A 16,285-nucleotide genomic window follows, 5' to 3' on the forward strand; every position below is an offset into this window, starting at 1 on the left:
GGATAAGTCCAACGAGAACGTTCGGAGGGGATCGAATGCCCGTAGCCCAGCAGGGCGACCTCGAGATCGCTTACGAGATCGTCGGCGACGGAGAACCATGGGTGATCACACCTGGCGGCCGCTTCAGCAAGGACTACGGAGGAATCCGTGAGATGGCCGAGGCCCTCGCTGCAGCCGGCAAGAAGGTCCTCATTTACGATCGTCTCAATTGCGGGGCCTCGTCGGTCAGCTTCAGCGGGCCGTCCGAGTCGGCGATGCAGGCCGACTCGCTCGCCGAGCTGCTGCGCCAGCTGCAGTTCGGTCCGACCGTGATCGTCGGCGGTTCCGGAGGAGCGAGAGTTTCGCTTCTGACGGCCGCGTGCAACCCCGACGTGTCGCGCGCTGTTGCGATGTGGTGGATCAGCGGCGGGGTCTACGGGACCATGACGCTCGGCACCCATTACTGCGGGGGATCGCTCGCGGCGGTTTGGAACGGAACTATGGAAGACGTCGCCAATCTTCCCGAATGGAAGGAAGTCGTCGACCGCAATCCCCGGAACCGGGAACGGTTCCTCAACATGGACCGCGAGGAATTCAGAGAGGTCATGCAACGGTGGATGCACGCGTACTGCGCGTGTGGAGACCCGCTGGTGCCCGGCCTCGACGATGAGGAGGCGGCGAAGATGACGGTTCCCATCCTCGTGTTCCGTAGCGGTGCCAGCGACATCCACCACACCCGCGAGACCTCTGAGAGGCTGGCGGCCAACCTGCCCGGAGCGAAGCTCGTTGAGCCCCCGTGGGGTGACGGGGAGTGGATCGAACGGCAGTCGAGCGTTCAGTCGGGCGGCACCTTGTTCGAGGGGTGGCCCCTGCTGGTACCCCAACTCCTCGAATGGGCCGCTGAAGCCATCGGTTGAGCCGGTCTCCCCCGGAACCTTTTATCCCAATCGTGTAGAGTTCGGCAGCTTTGCACCGAACCTGGCGGTTTGGCCGTGATCCCAAAAGGGGGAAGGTATGAAGAAGGTGGTGGCTCTGTTCATGGGCGTCGCGGCTTTGACGAGCGCGGCGTTAGGTGGGGCCAAGGCGACGGCCTCATCGGGGCCGGCCACCGTGGCCGGGCACGTGCACCTGCTGTTGACCAGGGCGGCGGAGGCGGCGCAGAGAGCCATCGGGGTTGGAACCGGCTGCCTCGGAACTCTGAGTCCGGGCTGCGCGCCGATTCCGCTCCAGTACAACGGCGGGCCGGTCGAGGCGTCCGGCTCGAAGAACTACCTGATCTTCTGGGAACCCACCGGATCCACCGTGGCGCCGAACTACAACACGACGCTGCAGCAGTTCTTCGGCGATATCGGCGGCAGCAGCCTCTACGGCGTCGCCCATCAGTACTACCAGACCAGCGGTGGAAGCAATCAGAACATTGTCAACTCCGCCTCGGTCGGCGGAGCCTGGACCGACACGACGGCCTATCCGTCCACTTCGTTGTCCGACACTCAGATCCAGAACGAGGTGACCAAGGCCATTACGGCGAACAACTGGGCGACTGGAGTCGGGAGCGAATTCTTCGTTTATCTTGCCAAGGGCGAGAACGAGTGCATGTCGGGAAGCACTTGTTCGTTCTCGACCTTCTGCGCGTATCACGGGGACTTCACCAGCGGCTCGTCGACTGTTCTGTACGCGGCGATGCCTTATGCGGGGACTGATCTCTCCGGGTGCGGAATCCAGTCCGGCGGCGGAACCCCGAACGGCGCTGACACCGACGCCGAGATCAGCATCGCTTCTCACGAGCTGATGGAGACGGTGACCGACCCGCTCCTGAACGCATGGTTCGATGCCTCCGGCGCGGAGATAGGCGATAAGTGCGCCTACACGTACGGTCCGACTGGCTCGAACGGCGCGGACATCACGATCAACTCGCACCCCTACATCGTCCAAGAAGAGTTCGACAACTCCAGCCTGGGCTGCTCCATCTAGGACCTGATCGGGCATCGGTGAAGGGTGCAGTTCGGCTACTCTTCGCCGATGCCCGCATCTCAGGTTGCAATCGCCGTTGACCGGTCCGTAGAAGGTCTTCGTCTCCTCGACCATCCGTACTACCGGCAATGGCAGGAAGGGCTGCTGACCCGGGGGGAGCTGGCCGAGTACGCCGAGCAGTACCGGCATTTCGAGCGGGTTCTGCCTGAGGCGCTCGAGGCGGTGGCAAGCCGGCTGCCCGCCGGGCCTGCGCACGATCTGGTGGCCGGCAATGTCGAAGACGAACGCTCCCGTCCTGAGCCGCACGTCGACCTGTTCGAAGCCTTCGCGACCGCGGTCGGATCCGAGGAGGACAAGGTCGCAACCGTCGCCACCCAGAAGCTCGTAGACCTGTACCGAGAAGCCGCAGAGGCCGGGCCGATCGAGGCACTGGCGGTCATCGCCGCGTACGAAACCCAGGCCGGCGACATCGCGGCCACCAAAGCGGCTTCGCTCGATCAGCATTACGGGCTGAGCGCCCAAGAGGCCCGGTTCTGGGCGGTCCATTCGGAGATGGAGGCGGCCCACGCGGCTTGGACGACGGAGGCGCTCGATCGTCTGGGTGCCGAACCGTTGACGGTTTCCGAGTGGTCGTCCCGCTCCGCTAGGGCATGGTGGTCATTCCTGGACGAGCGGTCGCACCAGTCACCCCTCGCCGTGTAGGCCCACAAGCTGGAGCAGCAACCGATCAGGGGATCGCCGCGGTCGGGTCCGCGGCGATACAAGCAGGCGCTCCACCGGGTACCACAGCAGGTTTCAGGGCCGGCGGCACCAGGAAGAATGGCCGGCCGAAATCCAGGCAGTCCAGCATGTTGTTCGCGTTAGCGTCGCGCGCGGAAAGCGCGGGCAGGTTCCACTTGCTTTCGACCAGCCGCAACACCGACGTGTGGTCGTAGAGGGTGTGGGAGACGTAATCCTTCTTCGCCCAGGGTGACACGACGACGGCAGGTACCCGGAAGCCGGTCCAGCTGTACAGGTCCCCGTACGTGTCCGAACCGACAGCAGGGACGATCCCGTCCGGCCTAACCGCGGGTTGCGGTGGCACGTGGTCGTAGTACCCGCCGTGCTCATCGAAGTTGAGGATGAGCACTGTGGACCGCCAGCTCGGGCTGCGCATGACCGCGTCGATGACCCGGTAGGCGAAGTAGGCACCGACCTGGGCGTCCTGCGGGTTCTCCTCGGATCCCTCCTGGTACTCCGTTTCCACCAGGCTGAACCCCGGAAGCGTCCCCGCCTCGCAGTCGACGAAGAACTCTGCGACGGGCACCACCTTCGTGGGGTTCTGCTCGATGACGTACGGGAAAAGTCCCGATGTCGGCAGGTCGCTGAAGTAGTCCTTCCAGCTGATCCCGAACGCGTTGAGCATGTCGAACACGGTTCCGAAGCCCGCCGGCCGTGGGTCGGGATCCGTCGGGGATGGCAACGGGTCGCCGACCTGGCCGAACGCGGAACCCGCCATGAGGAAGCGTCGGTTCGGGTACGTCTGGGCCATTACTGAGGCGAAGTAGCGATCGCACAGTGGGAACACCGACGCGAGTGCGTAGTAGAAAGGGAACTGCTCCGGTGTGTAATAGAACATCGACTGCGGGCCGCACTGCGCGACGAATCCGTCGTTAAGGCCGTAGTTCCACGACTTGTGGCTTGCATCCCAGCTTTGGCTGATTCGATAACCGACCTGGCATGCCGACGGGGCCGGTGTCGCGTACACGAGGCCACCGCCCGGAGCGGGGTTGGAGTTGACCGCCCGCCCGCCGCGGAATGTGAGGCGATCCACGCCGGGGCGGTCCAGTGCGCCGAGGTGGTTGTCGAAGGAGTGATTCTCCATCATCAGGACCACGATGTGCTGGATCTGGGGGAAGGACTCCGTTCCTGCAGGACGATTCGGGTAGGGACGGTCGCCGGGACCGAGAACCGTTCGGTCACTCCCGGCCGGCCCGTCGGGCCGAGACGTGGCGCCGGTGCTCGCCAGCGCCCGCCCGCCGGTTGCCCAAGCGGCTCCTGTCAGGGCTGCGCCCGCCAGCAGGTCGCGGCGCGTGATCCGGTGCGTCACGTAAAGAGATATTTGTCCCGAGAGTCGCAGTTCCTCCACGACGGACGGTTAACTTCCGCTAACCGAGGCCGAACCCGCTCCATGAAGGGATTCGCGCCGATTCTTTACCTGGTGTTTCCCCGGCCGAGGCCTGCCGGTAACCGGGCTCACTTATGTTGGATTCGTGCTGACGCGCCCGGGCGTGTCCAACGAAGTGGCCTTCGTGTTTCCGGCTGGTGGAAGCAGCGGAGCGGTGCAGGTGGGGATTCTGAGGTCCCTGCTCGAAGCCGGGATTGTGCCGAACCTGATGGTCGGCTCTTCCGTTGGGGCGCTGAACGCGGCTTACATGGCGCTGGAACCCACGGTGGAAAGGGCCGAGTCGCTGGATCGCGTGTGGAGGCGACTCACCAAGCCGGACGTGTTCGGGCGAAACGGCTACGGCCTGGTCCGCCGGCTTATCGCCCGGCAAAGCCACCTGTACACCCCGCAAGCCCTGCGCTCACTGATCGCCCGGCTTTGCCCCGTCAGTGACCTGGCCGAGGGGAGGGTCGGCCTGCAGGTTGTGACTACCGACCTCGACAACGGCGTGGCCAGGTGGTGGGGTACCGGGCCGGCGCCGGAGATCCTCTACGCGAGCGCCTGCCTCCCCGGGCTCTTTCCGCCGGCCGTGCTCGGCGGGCACCGGCACGTCGACGGCGGAGTCCTCGAGCCCTTCCCGGTTCAGCGCGCGGTCGACCTTGACGCCTCGGTTGTGTTCGTCCTCGGAGAGCCACCTTCACTCGACGCGACCATGGTCAGGCGTCTCAGCGCGCTCGATGTGCTGATTCGAAGCTTCGAGATCAGCCGCTACGCGCGTCTGCCCGAGCCGGCGGCAGTCGCGCGGACTGGGCAGCGGGTGATCGTGGTTCCCGGCGCGGATACGTCTGGTGTCCCGATCACCGACTTCCGCCATACGGCAAGGCTCATTCAGCACAGCCGGGAGGTCAGCCGAAAGTTCTTGGCTTCCCTGCGGGCATCGGTCGGTGAGCTACCGAGGCACCCAGCCGGCTTCTCCGCTTGACCGCACCGCCCGCCGAATTGTCAGTTCGAGATGCCCAGCAAACTCTCGATGTTGTCGTGGTACAGCCCGGGTAGGTCCTGAAGAGAGCATCCCGCTCTCTCGTAATCAGCGACTGGAGACGCGGTCCCCTCCGAATGCGGATAGTCGCTGCAAAGCATGAAAACGTCACCCGTCCTTGCCGTCAACCGGCGGGGGTCCTCGTAGGAGAAGGAGGAGACCCGGACGTGCTCGAGAAAGTATTCGCTCGGTCGTCGCTGCAAAGGCGTGACGGGGCGGCCGTTCAGGCGGTTGGTGAAATCGGTCCCGCCGTCGAGCATCAGCAGGAACTGGGGGACCCAGATGGAGCTGAGCTCCACGACTCCGACGTTGAGGGACGGATGCCGGTCGAAGACACCGTGGATGATCAAGTCCATCAGCGCGAGAGCGGGCGGCACCCACAGGAAAACCGACTCGGTCACTGGGACGAAGTCCTCATCGTACCAGCAGTCATCGAATACGCGCACTTGGTCGGCGACGTGGAAAACGGGGGTAATCCCGTGGTCGACGAACCAGGCCCAGATGTGTTCGTGGTCGGGGTGAGCAAGTTGCCTACCGTCGACGGGACCGGCCGAGATCATCGCGAGCTTCACGCCCGCGTCCGAGAGTGACTGCAGCTCCGCCAGAAGCCATTCGGGGTCGCGCAGGCTCAAGTGAGCCACCGGATGCAAACGACCGGCGCTGTCGGCCCGAACCTCCGCGCAGTATCGGTTCCACGCGCGCATGTTCGCGGTAACGGCCGGGAGCGAACCCGAAAGCAGCCGCTCCCAGAGCAAACCGTAGTTAGGGAAGCAGACGGCCCCGTCCAGCCCGACGGAATCGAGCCAGGCGATGCGCGACGCGACATCCCAGTAAGAGTCCGGGAGGGACTCGTCGTATCTGTAACTCGGGGGCGAACCGGATCGCTGGCGTTGACGGTGCTCGCCACAGGACGCGGTGTCGCCAGGACGGTGGACGTCTGCCAGACCTAGCCGCCGGTCTTTCCAAACCACCCAGGTGTATCCGAGCTCGTCGTCCACCAGGTCGAGCGCGTCCGCTCGTGAAGACGGGTCGATGTACTCGCCCCACATGCCGCGAGGCTCATAGAGGTGCTGGTCCGAGTCGATGATGCCTTGCACGACGCAAGTCTTGCGCACATCCGCGTTGCCGGTGCGCTTGTCGGGTGTGTTCGGGCAGGAGTTAGCCCGGCGACGAGCCCCCGGCGATGTCGTACGACCAAAGTTCCGACGAAACCGAGACCGGACCGCCGTGCGGCGCCGGTCTGTCTGCGCCGGCATGACCGTGGCCGAACGCCGGCGACGAAACCCACGCCTGGAACGAGTCCTCGTCGCGCCACCGGGTGACCACCAACCACTGGTTCCGCCCGTCGGTCGGGCGCAGCAGCTCGAATCCTTCGAACCCTTCCTGGTTATCGACCGCCCCCGCCCGGGCGGCGAACCGCCGGGCAAGCTCGTCGCCGCTGCCCTCAGGGACGGTAATGGCGTTGATCTTTATGACCGTCATGATGGTGAAAAGGTACTTCAGGTCCGCCAGAACCACTCAAGACGGCCGTTGACCGCGTGGATGTCGAATTCCTCCGGGTCGAAAGCGTCGCCTAGCCATGCCACCACCTCGTCGTGCTCAGGATCGTCCGGGTCATTCAGCGCGTCCAGAAGGTGCTCGTACCCGGACGGACCTCCCGAGTCCTCCGGCGGGGCCGACCGGGCTCCGTCGAGCACCTCAACCGGCGGAACCGATGCGGTGTACGGCTCGACCGACACGACTTCGATCAGGTGCTCCCACCCGTCGCCGAGGTCGTAGTCGTAATGGATGACCGAGTCGGCGTCTGCCAGTTCGCCGAGCTCGAACTCGCTCTCGTCCTCGAGCTCCTCGCCCCAGTCCTCCTCCTCTGCGGAACCGAGAGTGCGATCACCTACCCGCCACTCGTGCAGATGGCGGTCCTCCCATCCCATGGTCACCTGCATGATGGGGTGAAGCACCGATAGCGGCGTGGTGCTCGGCACCCTCAACAACCGCCAGACGCGTGGGGTTATGTCGAGCAGAGTGATGCGAAGAAGGTGGACGCTGGGGAAAGCTTGCTGCATGATCGCTGCATTCTCCATCACACCGCTTGGCGTTGGCGAGTCTGTCGGCGCCCAGGTCGCTGAGGCAGTCCGCCTGGTCCGACAGAGCGGGCTTCCTAACGAGACGAACGCGATGTTCACGAACGTCGAAGGGGAGTGGGACGAGGTGATGAATCTGGTCAAGGCTTGCGTCGAGAAAGTCGCGGAAGGCACCCAACGAGTGAGCGTCGTGGTGAAGATCGACTATCGCCCCGGATTCGAAGGCGCGATTACGAAGAAGCTGGAATCGCTGAACCGCCACCTCGGATAGTCCCAAATACTCTCACCCGAATCGTGCTACCAAAGGGTGCCATGAGTGACAACGGCAGGCCTGTGGGCGCGAGGGTTCCTCCCGACCCACGGGCGCTCTTCGCGCTGCGAGTGTGGCAGTACAAGCAGGGCGAGATGGTTTCCCTGATGATCCATCTGGGTGACAGGCTGGGTCTGTACAAGGCGATGGCGGGCGCAGGGTGGCTGTCGGCGGAGGAGCTTGCCGGCCGCTCCGGCCTCCACCCGAGATGGGTGCTCGAGTGGCTCCGCGGTCAGGCCGCCGCCGGCCTGGTCGATACCCCGGACGGCGATACGTTCATGCTGAGGGGAGAGGGCGCCGAGGTGCTCGCCGACGAGAACGGCAGTCTCTGGTTCGCAGCCGGTGCGTTCACCGGGTCGTCCGCCGCTCCGGAGGTGGTCGACCGGCTGGCGGATGCGTTCCGGACGGGCCTTGGCCTGTCGTACGACGACCTCGGGCCGTCTGCGGCGCATCACGTCGAGAGGATGCTCGGTCCCTGGAGCCGGCTGGCGCTTGTGCCGGTGATACTCCCAGCCCTCGAGGGGGTGAGCGGGCGGCTCCGCGCTGGAGCCAGGGTGGCGGACGTCGGCTGCGGCGCGGGAGTCGCGCTCCTTGCCATGGCGGCGGCGTTCCCGTCGTCGCGGTTCGACGGCTTTGACATCTCTCGACACGCCATAGAGAGGGCACGGGTCAAGGCTGACGAGGCCGGGTTGGACAACATCGAGTTCCACGTGACCGAAGCGGAAGAGCTTCCCCCGTCGCCGCCGTTCGACCTGATCGTGACGCTCGACTGCATCCACGAGATGCCGAGACCGGATCAGGCGATCGCTGCGATCAGGCGGGCGATCGCCCCGGATGGCACCTGGCTGATAAAGGAGATCCGCTGCGGGCCGAACTGGTCCGACAATCTTCGGAACCCGCTTCTCGCGATGATGTGCTCCACCTCGGTGGCCACGTGCATGTCCTCGGCGATGTCAGAGCCCGGGGGCGCGGGGCTCGGCACCCTGGGGTTCAACTCCGAGCTCGCGGAACGTATGTGCCGCCAGGCGGGCTTCGGGCGATTCAAGGTTCACGATTTTGAGGATCCCGCCAACCTGTACTACGAGGTTAGGCCTTAGGGTTTCTCCGTACCTGGAAAAAGACGCCGCGACTCTGGAAGGGTGTAAGACCGTGCGAACTAGAGCCTGTGCCCTTCTGGGGATGGAGTTTCCCATATTCGCCTTCAGCCACTGCCGGGACGTGGTGGCTGCGGTAAGCAAGGCGGGCGGATTCGGGGTGCTGGGGGCCGTTGCATACTCGCCCGAGCATCTCAAGATCGCCCTCGATTGGATAGACGAGCACGTCGGGGACCGCCCCTACGGAGTCGACGTGATCGTACCGGCGAAGTACGTCGGTGACGACGCCGGTGGCCTCACCGCGAGCGAGGCCGTAGACCTGATTCCCGAGGAGCATCGTCGGTTCGTGGACGAGATCCTCGAGAAGTACCACGTCCCGGGCTTACCCGAGTCGGGTGGGGGAGGCGGCGACCGTCGGATGCCGTTCTCTCGCGAGAGCACCAAGGAGCTGCTCGAAGTCGTTTGGCGCCACCCCAAAGTGAAGTTCATCGCCAACGCCCTCGGCCCTGCGCCCGACTATCTCGTCGAGGAGGCCCACGAACGTGGTCTGGTGGTCGGCGGTCTGGTAGGGAAGGTGGAGCACGCCAGGCGCCAGAAGGAGGCCGGCGTCGACATGATCATCGCCCAGGGGTACGAGGCTGGAGGCCACACCGGCGAGATCGCGACCATGGTTCTGGTCCCGCAGGTGGTGGACGCAGTGGCCCCGGTGCCGGTCCTGGCTGCCGGGGGGATTGCTGACGGGCGCCAGGTGGCCGCAGCGCTGGCTTTGGGCGCCGAGGGCGTCTGGTGCGGCTCGGTTTGGCTGACGACCGACGAGGCCGAGACTCATCCGGTGGTAAAGGAGAAATTCCTTCAAGCCACCTCCGCGGACACGATCCGTTCGCGCGCCAAGACTGGAAAACCGGCGCGTCAGCTGCGCTCGGCGTGGACGGACGAGTGGGAGGACCCGGCGAACCCGAAGCCGCTCCCCATGCCGCTCCAAGGCGCGCTCGTCGCCGAGGCGGAGCTGAGGATCGCTCGAAGCGCGGCGTCCAACGATGGCGCCCGTGAGCTGATCAACTATTTCATCGGGCAGGCGGTTGGCCAGATGAATAAACCCAAGTCCGCCGGCCAAGTCGTCCTCGACATGGTCGAGGAGTACATAGATGCCGCTACGAGATTGGGCTCGACCCTGGACGAGACAAACTCGCTGTAGAGCAAGTGAACGTCAACCACTTCATCAGCTCGAATGGATACTGGGCGGTCTTCGTGCTGGTCGGACTGGAGAGCCTTGGGATACCTCTCCCGGGCGAAACCGCGTTGATCGTTGCAGGCACGTTCGCCGGGAAGTACCACCATCTGAACCCGTGGTTCATCTTCCTCGTCGCTTCAGCTGGAGCGGTGATCGGGGACAACATCGGATACTGGATCGGCGACAAGGGCGGCTTCCGGCTTCTCAAGCGTTACGGGCGCTACGTCCGCTTGGACGAGGCGAAGCTGAAGGTAGGGCGATACGTTTTCGACCGTCACGGAGCAAAGGTCGTGTTCTTCGGACGATTCGTGTCCGTACTTCGTACCTATGCCGCGTTCCTGGCTGGGACGAACCGTATGCATTGGCGGCGGTTCGTCGTTTACAACGCCGCCGGAGGGATCATCTGGTCGGGGATATACACGTTTGCCTCGTATCTGGCGGGCAACTCCCTTCAGAAGGCCTCCGGCACGATCAATATCGTCCTCGGGGCCGTGGCCGCGGTCGTGATCATCGCGATCATCTTTGTCGTGAGGCGCCAGGCCCGCCGGCTGGAGGCCAAGGCCGAGGCGGCCTACCCCGGCCCTCTCGTCTGATAGCCCCGCCGGTCTGCCGGGTTGCCACACGGTCGCCCCAGTGATCGGGTCACCCGTTCGGCAGGGTAGGTTTTTCGCATGACACTGGCCGGTACCACGGGGTCTGCCCAACGCGCGTCAGCGAACCGGAACCAGTACCACCAGCGGGTGGAAGATCTTCGAACCGAATTCGAGGGCATACCGCAGGGCGAACCCGTGCGCCTCGCGAAGAAGACCTCCAACCTCTTCCGGCCTAGAGGCAACTCGTCCCGGCCAGGCCTCGACGTCGCCGCGTTCGACGGGGTCATCGACATCGACAGCGATTCGCTGACGGCGGATGTGCAGGGAATGACGACCTACGAACACCTGGTCGATGCCACCCTTGCTCACGGGTTGATGCCCCTGGTGGTCCCCGAGCTGAAGACGATCACCATCGGCGGGGCGATCACGGGTCTTGGTATCGAGAGCTCATCGTGGCGTAACGGGATGCCGCACGAGTCGGTGCTCGAGATGGACATCCTCACAGGGGCCGGCGAAGTCGTGACGGCTACGCGAGACGGCGAGCACCGTGATCTGTTCTTCGGGTTCCCCAACTCGTACGGAACGCTCGGCTACGCGCTTCGCGCCCGGATCGAACTCGAACCCGTCCATCCCTATGTCCACCTGCGGCACGTGCGATTCGACGACTTCGACCGACTGGTCGAAACGCTCGCCGACGTTTGCGCGGCTGGATCATTTGACGGCGAGGGCGTCGCTTTCATCGACGGATGCGTTTTTTCCAGGGACGAGAGCTATCTGACACTGGGGAGTTGGGCCTCCGAAGCTCCGTCGGTTAGCGATTACAGCTATATGGGGATCTACTACCGGTCGATCCAGGAGCACACCGAGGACTGGTTGACCATTCGGAACTATCTGTGGCGCTGGGACACGGACTGGTTCTGGTGCTCGCGCGCCTTCGGGGTGCAGAAGCCATGGATCCGCCGCCTCGTCGGTCCCCGGTTCCTCCGCAGCGACGTGTACTGGAAGATCGTCGACTTCGAGGGACGCTACGGGCTGAAGGCCAGGATGGATCGAATGCTCGGCCGACCGAAGCTGGAGAATGTGATCCAGGACGTCGAGGTCCCGGTCGGCCGTCTCGCGGAATTCGTCGCCGACTTCCAACGCGAGGTTCCGATCACTCCTTTCTGGCTTTGCCCGCTGCGCCTCCGCGATCGGTCGTCGGTCTGGGAGCTGTACAAACTCGATCCGGACGCGCTTTACGTCAACGTGGGTTTCTGGTCGAGCGTTCCACTATCCGCGGGAATGGACCAGTCCCACCACAACCGGTGGGTCGAGGAGGAAGTCGACCGCCTCGGGGGCAGGAAGTCGCTTTACTCGACTGCCTTCTACGACGAATCCCGTTTTTGGGAGCTGTACAACGGACCGGTCTACGACAAGCTGAAGGATCAGTACGACCCCTCAGGACGTCTGCTCGACCTGTATGACAAGTGTGTCCGCTCGAGGTAGCGGGCCCACCGGACAGGACTGGAGGAAACCCATGGCACCCCGCTCTCCCATAGCCCCGGTGCTGGCGTCGGTTGTAGGAGCAGGAAGCCCTATCGCAATCGAGGCGTACGACGGAAGCTCGGCAGGGCCGGCCAACGCAACCAGCCGCCTCGTGGTGAAGGACCCACGGGCCCTCAACTACATCGCCACGGCACCCAGCGACTTGGGTCTCGCCCGCGCGTACGTGTCGGGATATCTCGATCTCGAGGGTGACATGTACTCGACTCTGCTCATGCTCTCCAGCGATCGGATCGGATCGCTGTCGTGGACGAAGAGGCTCGAGGTTCTTCGGAAGCTCGGACCGGAAATCGTTCGGCCGATTCCTCCACCGCCGCAGGAGGTTCGTCCGGGACCATGGTGGGGTCTCCGGCATTCTCTCAGCCGCGACTCCCGTGCGATCAGCCATCACTACGACGTGTCGAACAAGTTCTACAAATGGATCCTGGGACCCTCGATGGCATACACGTGTGCCGTGTTTCCGCATGAGGGGGCGTCTCTCGAGGAGGCGCAGGAAGAGAAGGTCGACCTGGTGTGCCGCAAACTGGACCTGCAACCTGGGCAGCGGCTACTCGACGTCGGCTGCGGATGGGGAACGATGGTGTTGCACGCCGCCAAGCACTACGGCGTGCGCGCACTGGGCGTGACGCTCTCTCGCCAGCAGGCCGAGTACGGGCAGAAGGCGGTCGCAGATCTTGGCCTCACCGACCTGGCCGAGATTCGTTATGCGGATTACAGGAGTGTCAGCGAAACCGGGTTTGACGCGGTCAGCAGCATCGGACTGACAGAGCACATCGGGGCCAAGAACCTCGCCGGCTATGTGAGTTTTCTTGCCGGTCGTCTCCGCCCCCACGGCCGGCTGCTCAACCATTGCATCACCAGGGCCGTCACGTACGAGCCTTCGAGGACTGGTGGATTCATCAATCGCTATGTCTTCCCGGACGGAGAGCTCGAGGCCGTGGGAACGATCATCGGGGCGATACAGGACAACGGTTTCGAGGTACGTCACGAAGAGAACTTCCGTGAGCACTACGCGCGGACGTGCGCGGCTTGGGGCGCCAACCTGGAGGCTCACTGGGACGAGGCGGTTCGCGAAGTCGGCGAGGGCCGCGCTCGCGTGTGGCGCCTTTACCTTGCAGGATCGCGCTTAGGCTTCGTGGAGCGTCGTATTGAACTCCACCAGGTACTCGCGGTGAAGACCGTCAACGGAGTTTCGGGCATGCCGCTGGAGCGGTTGGACTTCAGCGCCCCCGCGAATTTCAGTCGGTCTTGACGATCAGCACGGCGCACTGCGCGCCGTGCGCAACCGAGTTCGGGACCGAGCCGAGAAAACGGCGGGCACCGTGCATGCCTTTCGAACCGACGACGATCAAGTCGCCGCCTACCTGGTCGGCCACATCGAGAATCGCGTCGGCCGGGTGCCCGCCGACACTGTGCCGGCTGATTTGGAGCCCTTCGCCCCAGGCCGTCGCCGCGTTCTCGGTCACCTGGTCGGCGGCTTCACGCGCGAAACCATCGGCCGCGGCCTCCACGAACGGCGCCCCCGACGCCGCCGCCATCCCGCCTGCTCCTGCTCTGAAGCCCGTGACGATGTGCAGAGGAGCTCCCCACTGGCGGGCCAGTTCGGCCGCTGTCTCCACCGCCCGGTCTGCGGTCCCCGAGCCGTCTGTTCCTACGACGACGCACTTGTACATGACCCGTCCTCCCTAGTTTCCGGCGGTCCAACGCAGAAACTAGAACTTCGCGCGCGTCGACGTATCGAAAAAGTGTCCGAACGTACACGGCGGGTGGGCTCGGCCCCACCCGCTCGGTGCTGCCGCCTAGGTCGCGGGCCCGGCGGCCAACCGCCGGCGGGAGATCACCCCGGCGTCGGGCCACCGAACATCGCTGATCCAGCGGAGCTTCTCCATCACCTTGATGAGCAAAGCACTCGAATCGATCTGGAAGCGGTCGACTCCGTGACGTGCTGAAACCGGCTCAGCGTGGTGGAAGTTGTGCCACGACTCTCCGAACGAGAGGATTGCAAGCCACCAGACGTTCTGGCTTCGGTCGCGAGTCTTGAACGGACGCCGGCCCCGGATGTGGCACACCGAGTTGATGGCGAACGTCACGTGGTGCAGCAGGCTCACCCGGACGAGGCTCCCCCAGAAGAACGCGGTTACGGCTCCCTGCCACGACCACGACCAGAGACCACCTGCTAAAGGTGGGAGCAGAAGGGACACTGCGACCCACAAGGGAAACGTCCGGGAAACGGCGCGAATGTCGCGATCCGCCAGGAGTTCTCCGGCATAGTGCTGCTCCGGGGTCTTGTCCCAGTCGAACAGCCAGCCAACATGCGAATAGAAGAAGCCCTTGGTCAGCGCCCGCAGGCTCTCCCCATAGCGCCATGGTGAATGCGGGTCGCCTTCCTTGTCGGAGAAGCGGTGATGCTTGCGGTGGTCCGCAACCCACTGGATCACCGGGCCTTGTATCGCCATGCTTCCGGCGACCGCGAGAAAAACCCGAACCCAACGCTTCGCCTTGAAGCCTCGGTGGGTGAAGTGTCGATGGAAACCGATGGTCACCCCGTGGCCGGTGAGCCCGTACATCACGAATGCGATCAGGGCGTCACGCCAGGTGAGGCCCCATCCCCAGAACATCGGGACTGCGGCGATCAACGCCAATAGCGGGAGAACGATGAACAGAAACAGGGTGATCTGCGAGCCCCACTGCTTCCGATCGAGCGGCTCGGTCTGCTCGGGTACGGACGGGATGGGGCGGTCGAGGACAGCCTCGGTGATAGTCAATTGACCTCGTCTCTCGGCGTGAGGCCGCCTCTATAGGCCGGCGGTACAGGCGACCATATTGTCGCGCACCGATGGCGACAACATTTCCGGGCAGTGACGGCGGCCACATGAGAGCCGGAATGCGCCGCTAGGTTGACCGCCCGTGAACCGGCTGGAGATCGGTCTGCTGGGGCTGTGCGTGGCTGTCATCGGGGCTGGGGTGGGCGGGGTTGCCACCCACACATCGACGGCACATCGGGCTGCCGCTACGACGACTGCGCCTTCGACGACGACGTCTTCGATCCCCCCCTCTAGTTCGACCACGGTGCCGGCGGGTCCAGGGTCGAGCTCACAGGCGCTTGCTGTGGGCATGCTGAGCCCGACTGATCTTGGTGGCTTCTATCGGGTGAACACCGGGTCCGCGCTATCGCTGGTCAGGTCTGCTCCGTGCCTCGCCGGTCTCGGCCCCTCTCCAGCCCAGAGCGGGAACGCTTTGATGGGCCTTGTGGGTCCGGATGCCGGAGGCCTGCCGTTCATCGCCGAAATCGTCGGTTCGTACCCTGGCGGTACCGCCGCAGGGGTGTACCAACAGGTCACCGCGGCACTCCGGTCGTGCCCAACCTTTTCGGCGATCATCGAAGGCGTCTCTGACCATGTGCCGTTGACGGAAGGGAACCTCCAGCAGTTGGGAGACGCCTCGAGCGAGTTCGAAGGGTCGTTCACTGCAGCGGGCCGTCCTGAGAGGCTGCAGGTTGGTGTCGCTCTGACCGGTCAGGACGTCATCTGTGTGGTCTGGGTGGCCGCGTCAGCGGGATACAACCCGATATACGGGGACTTGCCCTCCACGCTCAGCGCGGCGATCGGGAAGCTCGCCTGAAAGGTCCGCTGGCCGCGTATCGTGCGACCCGTGAGTCGAAAGCTGTCCTACGCGGCGGCGGCACAGGAACTTGCCGCGCGTGACCAGATCTTGGCAGAGCTCTTGGCGCGGGTCGGGCCGCCGAAGCTCCGCAAGCCCGTCGACAGTCACTTCGCCGCTTTGGCCCGCGCGATCGTCTACCAGCAGCTCGCCGGCGCCGCCGCCGCAGCGATCCATGGGCGGCTCGTCGCTGCGCTTGAAGGCGTTGTCGAGCCGGCGGCTCTCTTGCTCCTCAGCGACGAGCAGATGCGAGCGGCTGGCCTTTCCGCCAACAAGACCGCGTCGCTGAGGGATCTGGCGGGCAAAGTTCTGGACGGCACGGTCGTTCTGGACCCGCGGGGTCTAAGCCGCGAATCGGATGCCGAGATCGTGACCAGGCTTACGACCGTCCGGGGGATCGGCGAGTGGACCGCTCAGATGTTCCTGATGTTCCAGATGCGACGTCTCGACGTTTGGCCAACCGGTGACCTAGGCGTGCGTCGCGGCTACAGCCTCGCATGGCGCGTACCCATGCCGGCTCCAAAAGAGCTCGAGGTGCTAGGAAAGCCGTTCCAGCCGTACCGCTCGGTTGTTGCCTGGTACTGCTGGCGGGCGGTCGAGATCTACGCCAGCGCCGCCCAGAGCGCGCTCACCACCTGA

The 16,285-nt window shown here is 64.6% G+C and carries 18 protein-coding genes; 12 read left to right on the forward strand and 6 right to left on the reverse strand.

Features of this window, described 5'->3' with window-relative positions; translation table 11 throughout:
* Positions 1–35 precede the first annotated feature (35 nt).
* The 3 genes from VFZ97_15150 (at position 36) to VFZ97_15160 (ending at position 2,652) form a co-directional block, all read left to right on the forward strand.
* Complete coding sequence (locus VFZ97_15150) at positions 36–896, forward strand: alpha/beta hydrolase (GenBank protein HEX6394771.1); 861 nt, start codon at positions 36–38, stop codon at positions 894–896.
* A gap of 97 nt (positions 897–993) precedes the next feature.
* A complete protein-coding gene (locus VFZ97_15155; GenBank protein ID HEX6394772.1) occupies positions 994–1,950 on the forward strand; it encodes a hypothetical protein in 957 nt (318 codons plus the stop codon).
* A gap of 48 nt (positions 1,951–1,998) precedes the next feature.
* Positions 1,999–2,652: an iron-containing redox enzyme family protein gene (locus VFZ97_15160; GenBank protein HEX6394773.1), complete on the forward strand. Its 654-nt coding sequence runs from the start codon at positions 1,999–2,001 to the stop codon at positions 2,650–2,652.
* A 25-nt stretch (positions 2,653–2,677) separates the two neighbouring features.
* Here VFZ97_15160 and VFZ97_15165 read toward each other — a convergent pair whose 3' ends face one another.
* Positions 2,678–4,078 (reverse strand): alkaline phosphatase family protein, encoded by a 1,401-nt coding sequence (locus VFZ97_15165; GenBank protein HEX6394774.1) that lies wholly within the window; start codon positions 4,076–4,078, stop codon positions 2,678–2,680.
* Positions 4,079–4,202: 124 nt separating this feature from the next.
* On the opposite strand from VFZ97_15165, the gene VFZ97_15170 reads away from it, so the two are divergent.
* Positions 4,203–5,078, forward strand: coding sequence for a patatin-like phospholipase family protein (locus tag VFZ97_15170; GenBank protein HEX6394775.1), 876 nt, complete (start codon positions 4,203–4,205; stop codon positions 5,076–5,078).
* A 20-nt stretch (positions 5,079–5,098) separates the two neighbouring features.
* Here the strand turns inward: VFZ97_15170 and VFZ97_15175 are convergent, their stop codons facing one another.
* The 3 genes from VFZ97_15175 to VFZ97_15185 form a co-directional block, all read right to left on the reverse strand.
* Entirely contained in the window at positions 5,099–6,232 is a 1,134-nt protein-coding gene (locus tag VFZ97_15175; GenBank protein ID HEX6394776.1) for an amidohydrolase family protein, read from the reverse strand.
* A 61-nt stretch (positions 6,233–6,293) separates the two neighbouring features.
* On the reverse strand, positions 6,294–6,617 hold the full coding sequence (locus VFZ97_15180; protein HEX6394777.1) for an antibiotic biosynthesis monooxygenase: 324 nt from the start codon (positions 6,615–6,617) through the stop codon (positions 6,294–6,296).
* Positions 6,618–6,634: 17 nt separating this feature from the next.
* The gene (locus tag VFZ97_15185; protein ID HEX6394778.1) at positions 6,635–7,198 is read right to left on the reverse strand and encodes a plasmid pRiA4b ORF-3 family protein; all 564 of its coding nucleotides are present in this window, start codon (positions 7,196–7,198) and stop codon (positions 6,635–6,637) included.
* Between VFZ97_15185 and VFZ97_15190 the strand changes: the two genes are divergently transcribed.
* From VFZ97_15190 to VFZ97_15215, 6 genes are all read left to right on the forward strand, one after another.
* Positions 7,197–7,487: an MTH1187 family thiamine-binding protein gene (locus tag VFZ97_15190; protein HEX6394779.1), complete on the forward strand. Its 291-nt coding sequence runs from the start codon at positions 7,197–7,199 to the stop codon at positions 7,485–7,487. The two genes, VFZ97_15185 and VFZ97_15190, sit on opposite strands and share 2 nt — an antisense overlap.
* 41 nt (positions 7,488–7,528) lie before the next feature.
* Complete coding sequence (locus tag VFZ97_15195; GenBank protein HEX6394780.1) at positions 7,529–8,623, forward strand: class I SAM-dependent methyltransferase; 1,095 nt, start codon at positions 7,529–7,531, stop codon at positions 8,621–8,623.
* A gap of 52 nt (positions 8,624–8,675) precedes the next feature.
* The gene (locus VFZ97_15200; GenBank protein ID HEX6394781.1) at positions 8,676–9,815 is read left to right on the forward strand and encodes a nitronate monooxygenase family protein; all 1,140 of its coding nucleotides are present in this window, start codon (positions 8,676–8,678) and stop codon (positions 9,813–9,815) included.
* A gap of 5 nt (positions 9,816–9,820) precedes the next feature.
* Positions 9,821–10,444 (forward strand): DedA family protein, encoded by a 624-nt coding sequence (locus VFZ97_15205; protein ID HEX6394782.1) that lies wholly within the window; start codon positions 9,821–9,823, stop codon positions 10,442–10,444.
* A gap of 78 nt (positions 10,445–10,522) precedes the next feature.
* On the forward strand, positions 10,523–11,929 hold the full coding sequence (locus VFZ97_15210) for an FAD-binding oxidoreductase (GenBank protein HEX6394783.1): 1,407 nt from the start codon (positions 10,523–10,525) through the stop codon (positions 11,927–11,929).
* A gap of 31 nt (positions 11,930–11,960) precedes the next feature.
* Positions 11,961–13,238 carry a cyclopropane-fatty-acyl-phospholipid synthase family protein gene (locus VFZ97_15215; protein ID HEX6394784.1) on the forward strand — a complete coding sequence of 426 codons (1,278 nt, stop codon included), beginning with the start codon at positions 11,961–11,963 and terminating at the stop codon, positions 13,236–13,238.
* On the opposite strand, the gene VFZ97_15220 is transcribed toward VFZ97_15215, so the two are convergent.
* Positions 13,225–13,659 carry a universal stress protein gene (locus VFZ97_15220; protein HEX6394785.1) on the reverse strand — a complete coding sequence of 145 codons (435 nt, stop codon included), beginning with the start codon at positions 13,657–13,659 and terminating at the stop codon, positions 13,225–13,227. The two genes, VFZ97_15215 and VFZ97_15220, sit on opposite strands and share 14 nt — an antisense overlap.
* Positions 13,660–13,785: 126 nt before the next feature.
* Positions 13,786–14,751, reverse strand: a complete 966-nt coding sequence (locus VFZ97_15225) for an acyl-CoA desaturase (GenBank protein ID HEX6394786.1) — start codon at positions 14,749–14,751, stop codon at positions 13,786–13,788.
* Between the two features lie 142 nt (positions 14,752–14,893).
* Between VFZ97_15225 and VFZ97_15230 the strand changes: the two genes are divergently transcribed.
* Entirely contained in the window at positions 14,894–15,607 is a 714-nt protein-coding gene (locus VFZ97_15230; GenBank protein HEX6394787.1) for a hypothetical protein, read from the forward strand.
* Between the two features lie 30 nt (positions 15,608–15,637).
* Positions 15,638–16,285, forward strand: coding sequence for a hypothetical protein (locus tag VFZ97_15235; GenBank protein HEX6394788.1), 648 nt, complete (start codon positions 15,638–15,640; stop codon positions 16,283–16,285).

The sequence above is a fragment of the Acidimicrobiales bacterium genome (genome assembly GCA_036378675.1).
Classification (GTDB): domain Bacteria; phylum Actinomycetota; class Acidimicrobiia; order Acidimicrobiales; family Palsa-688; genus DASUWA01.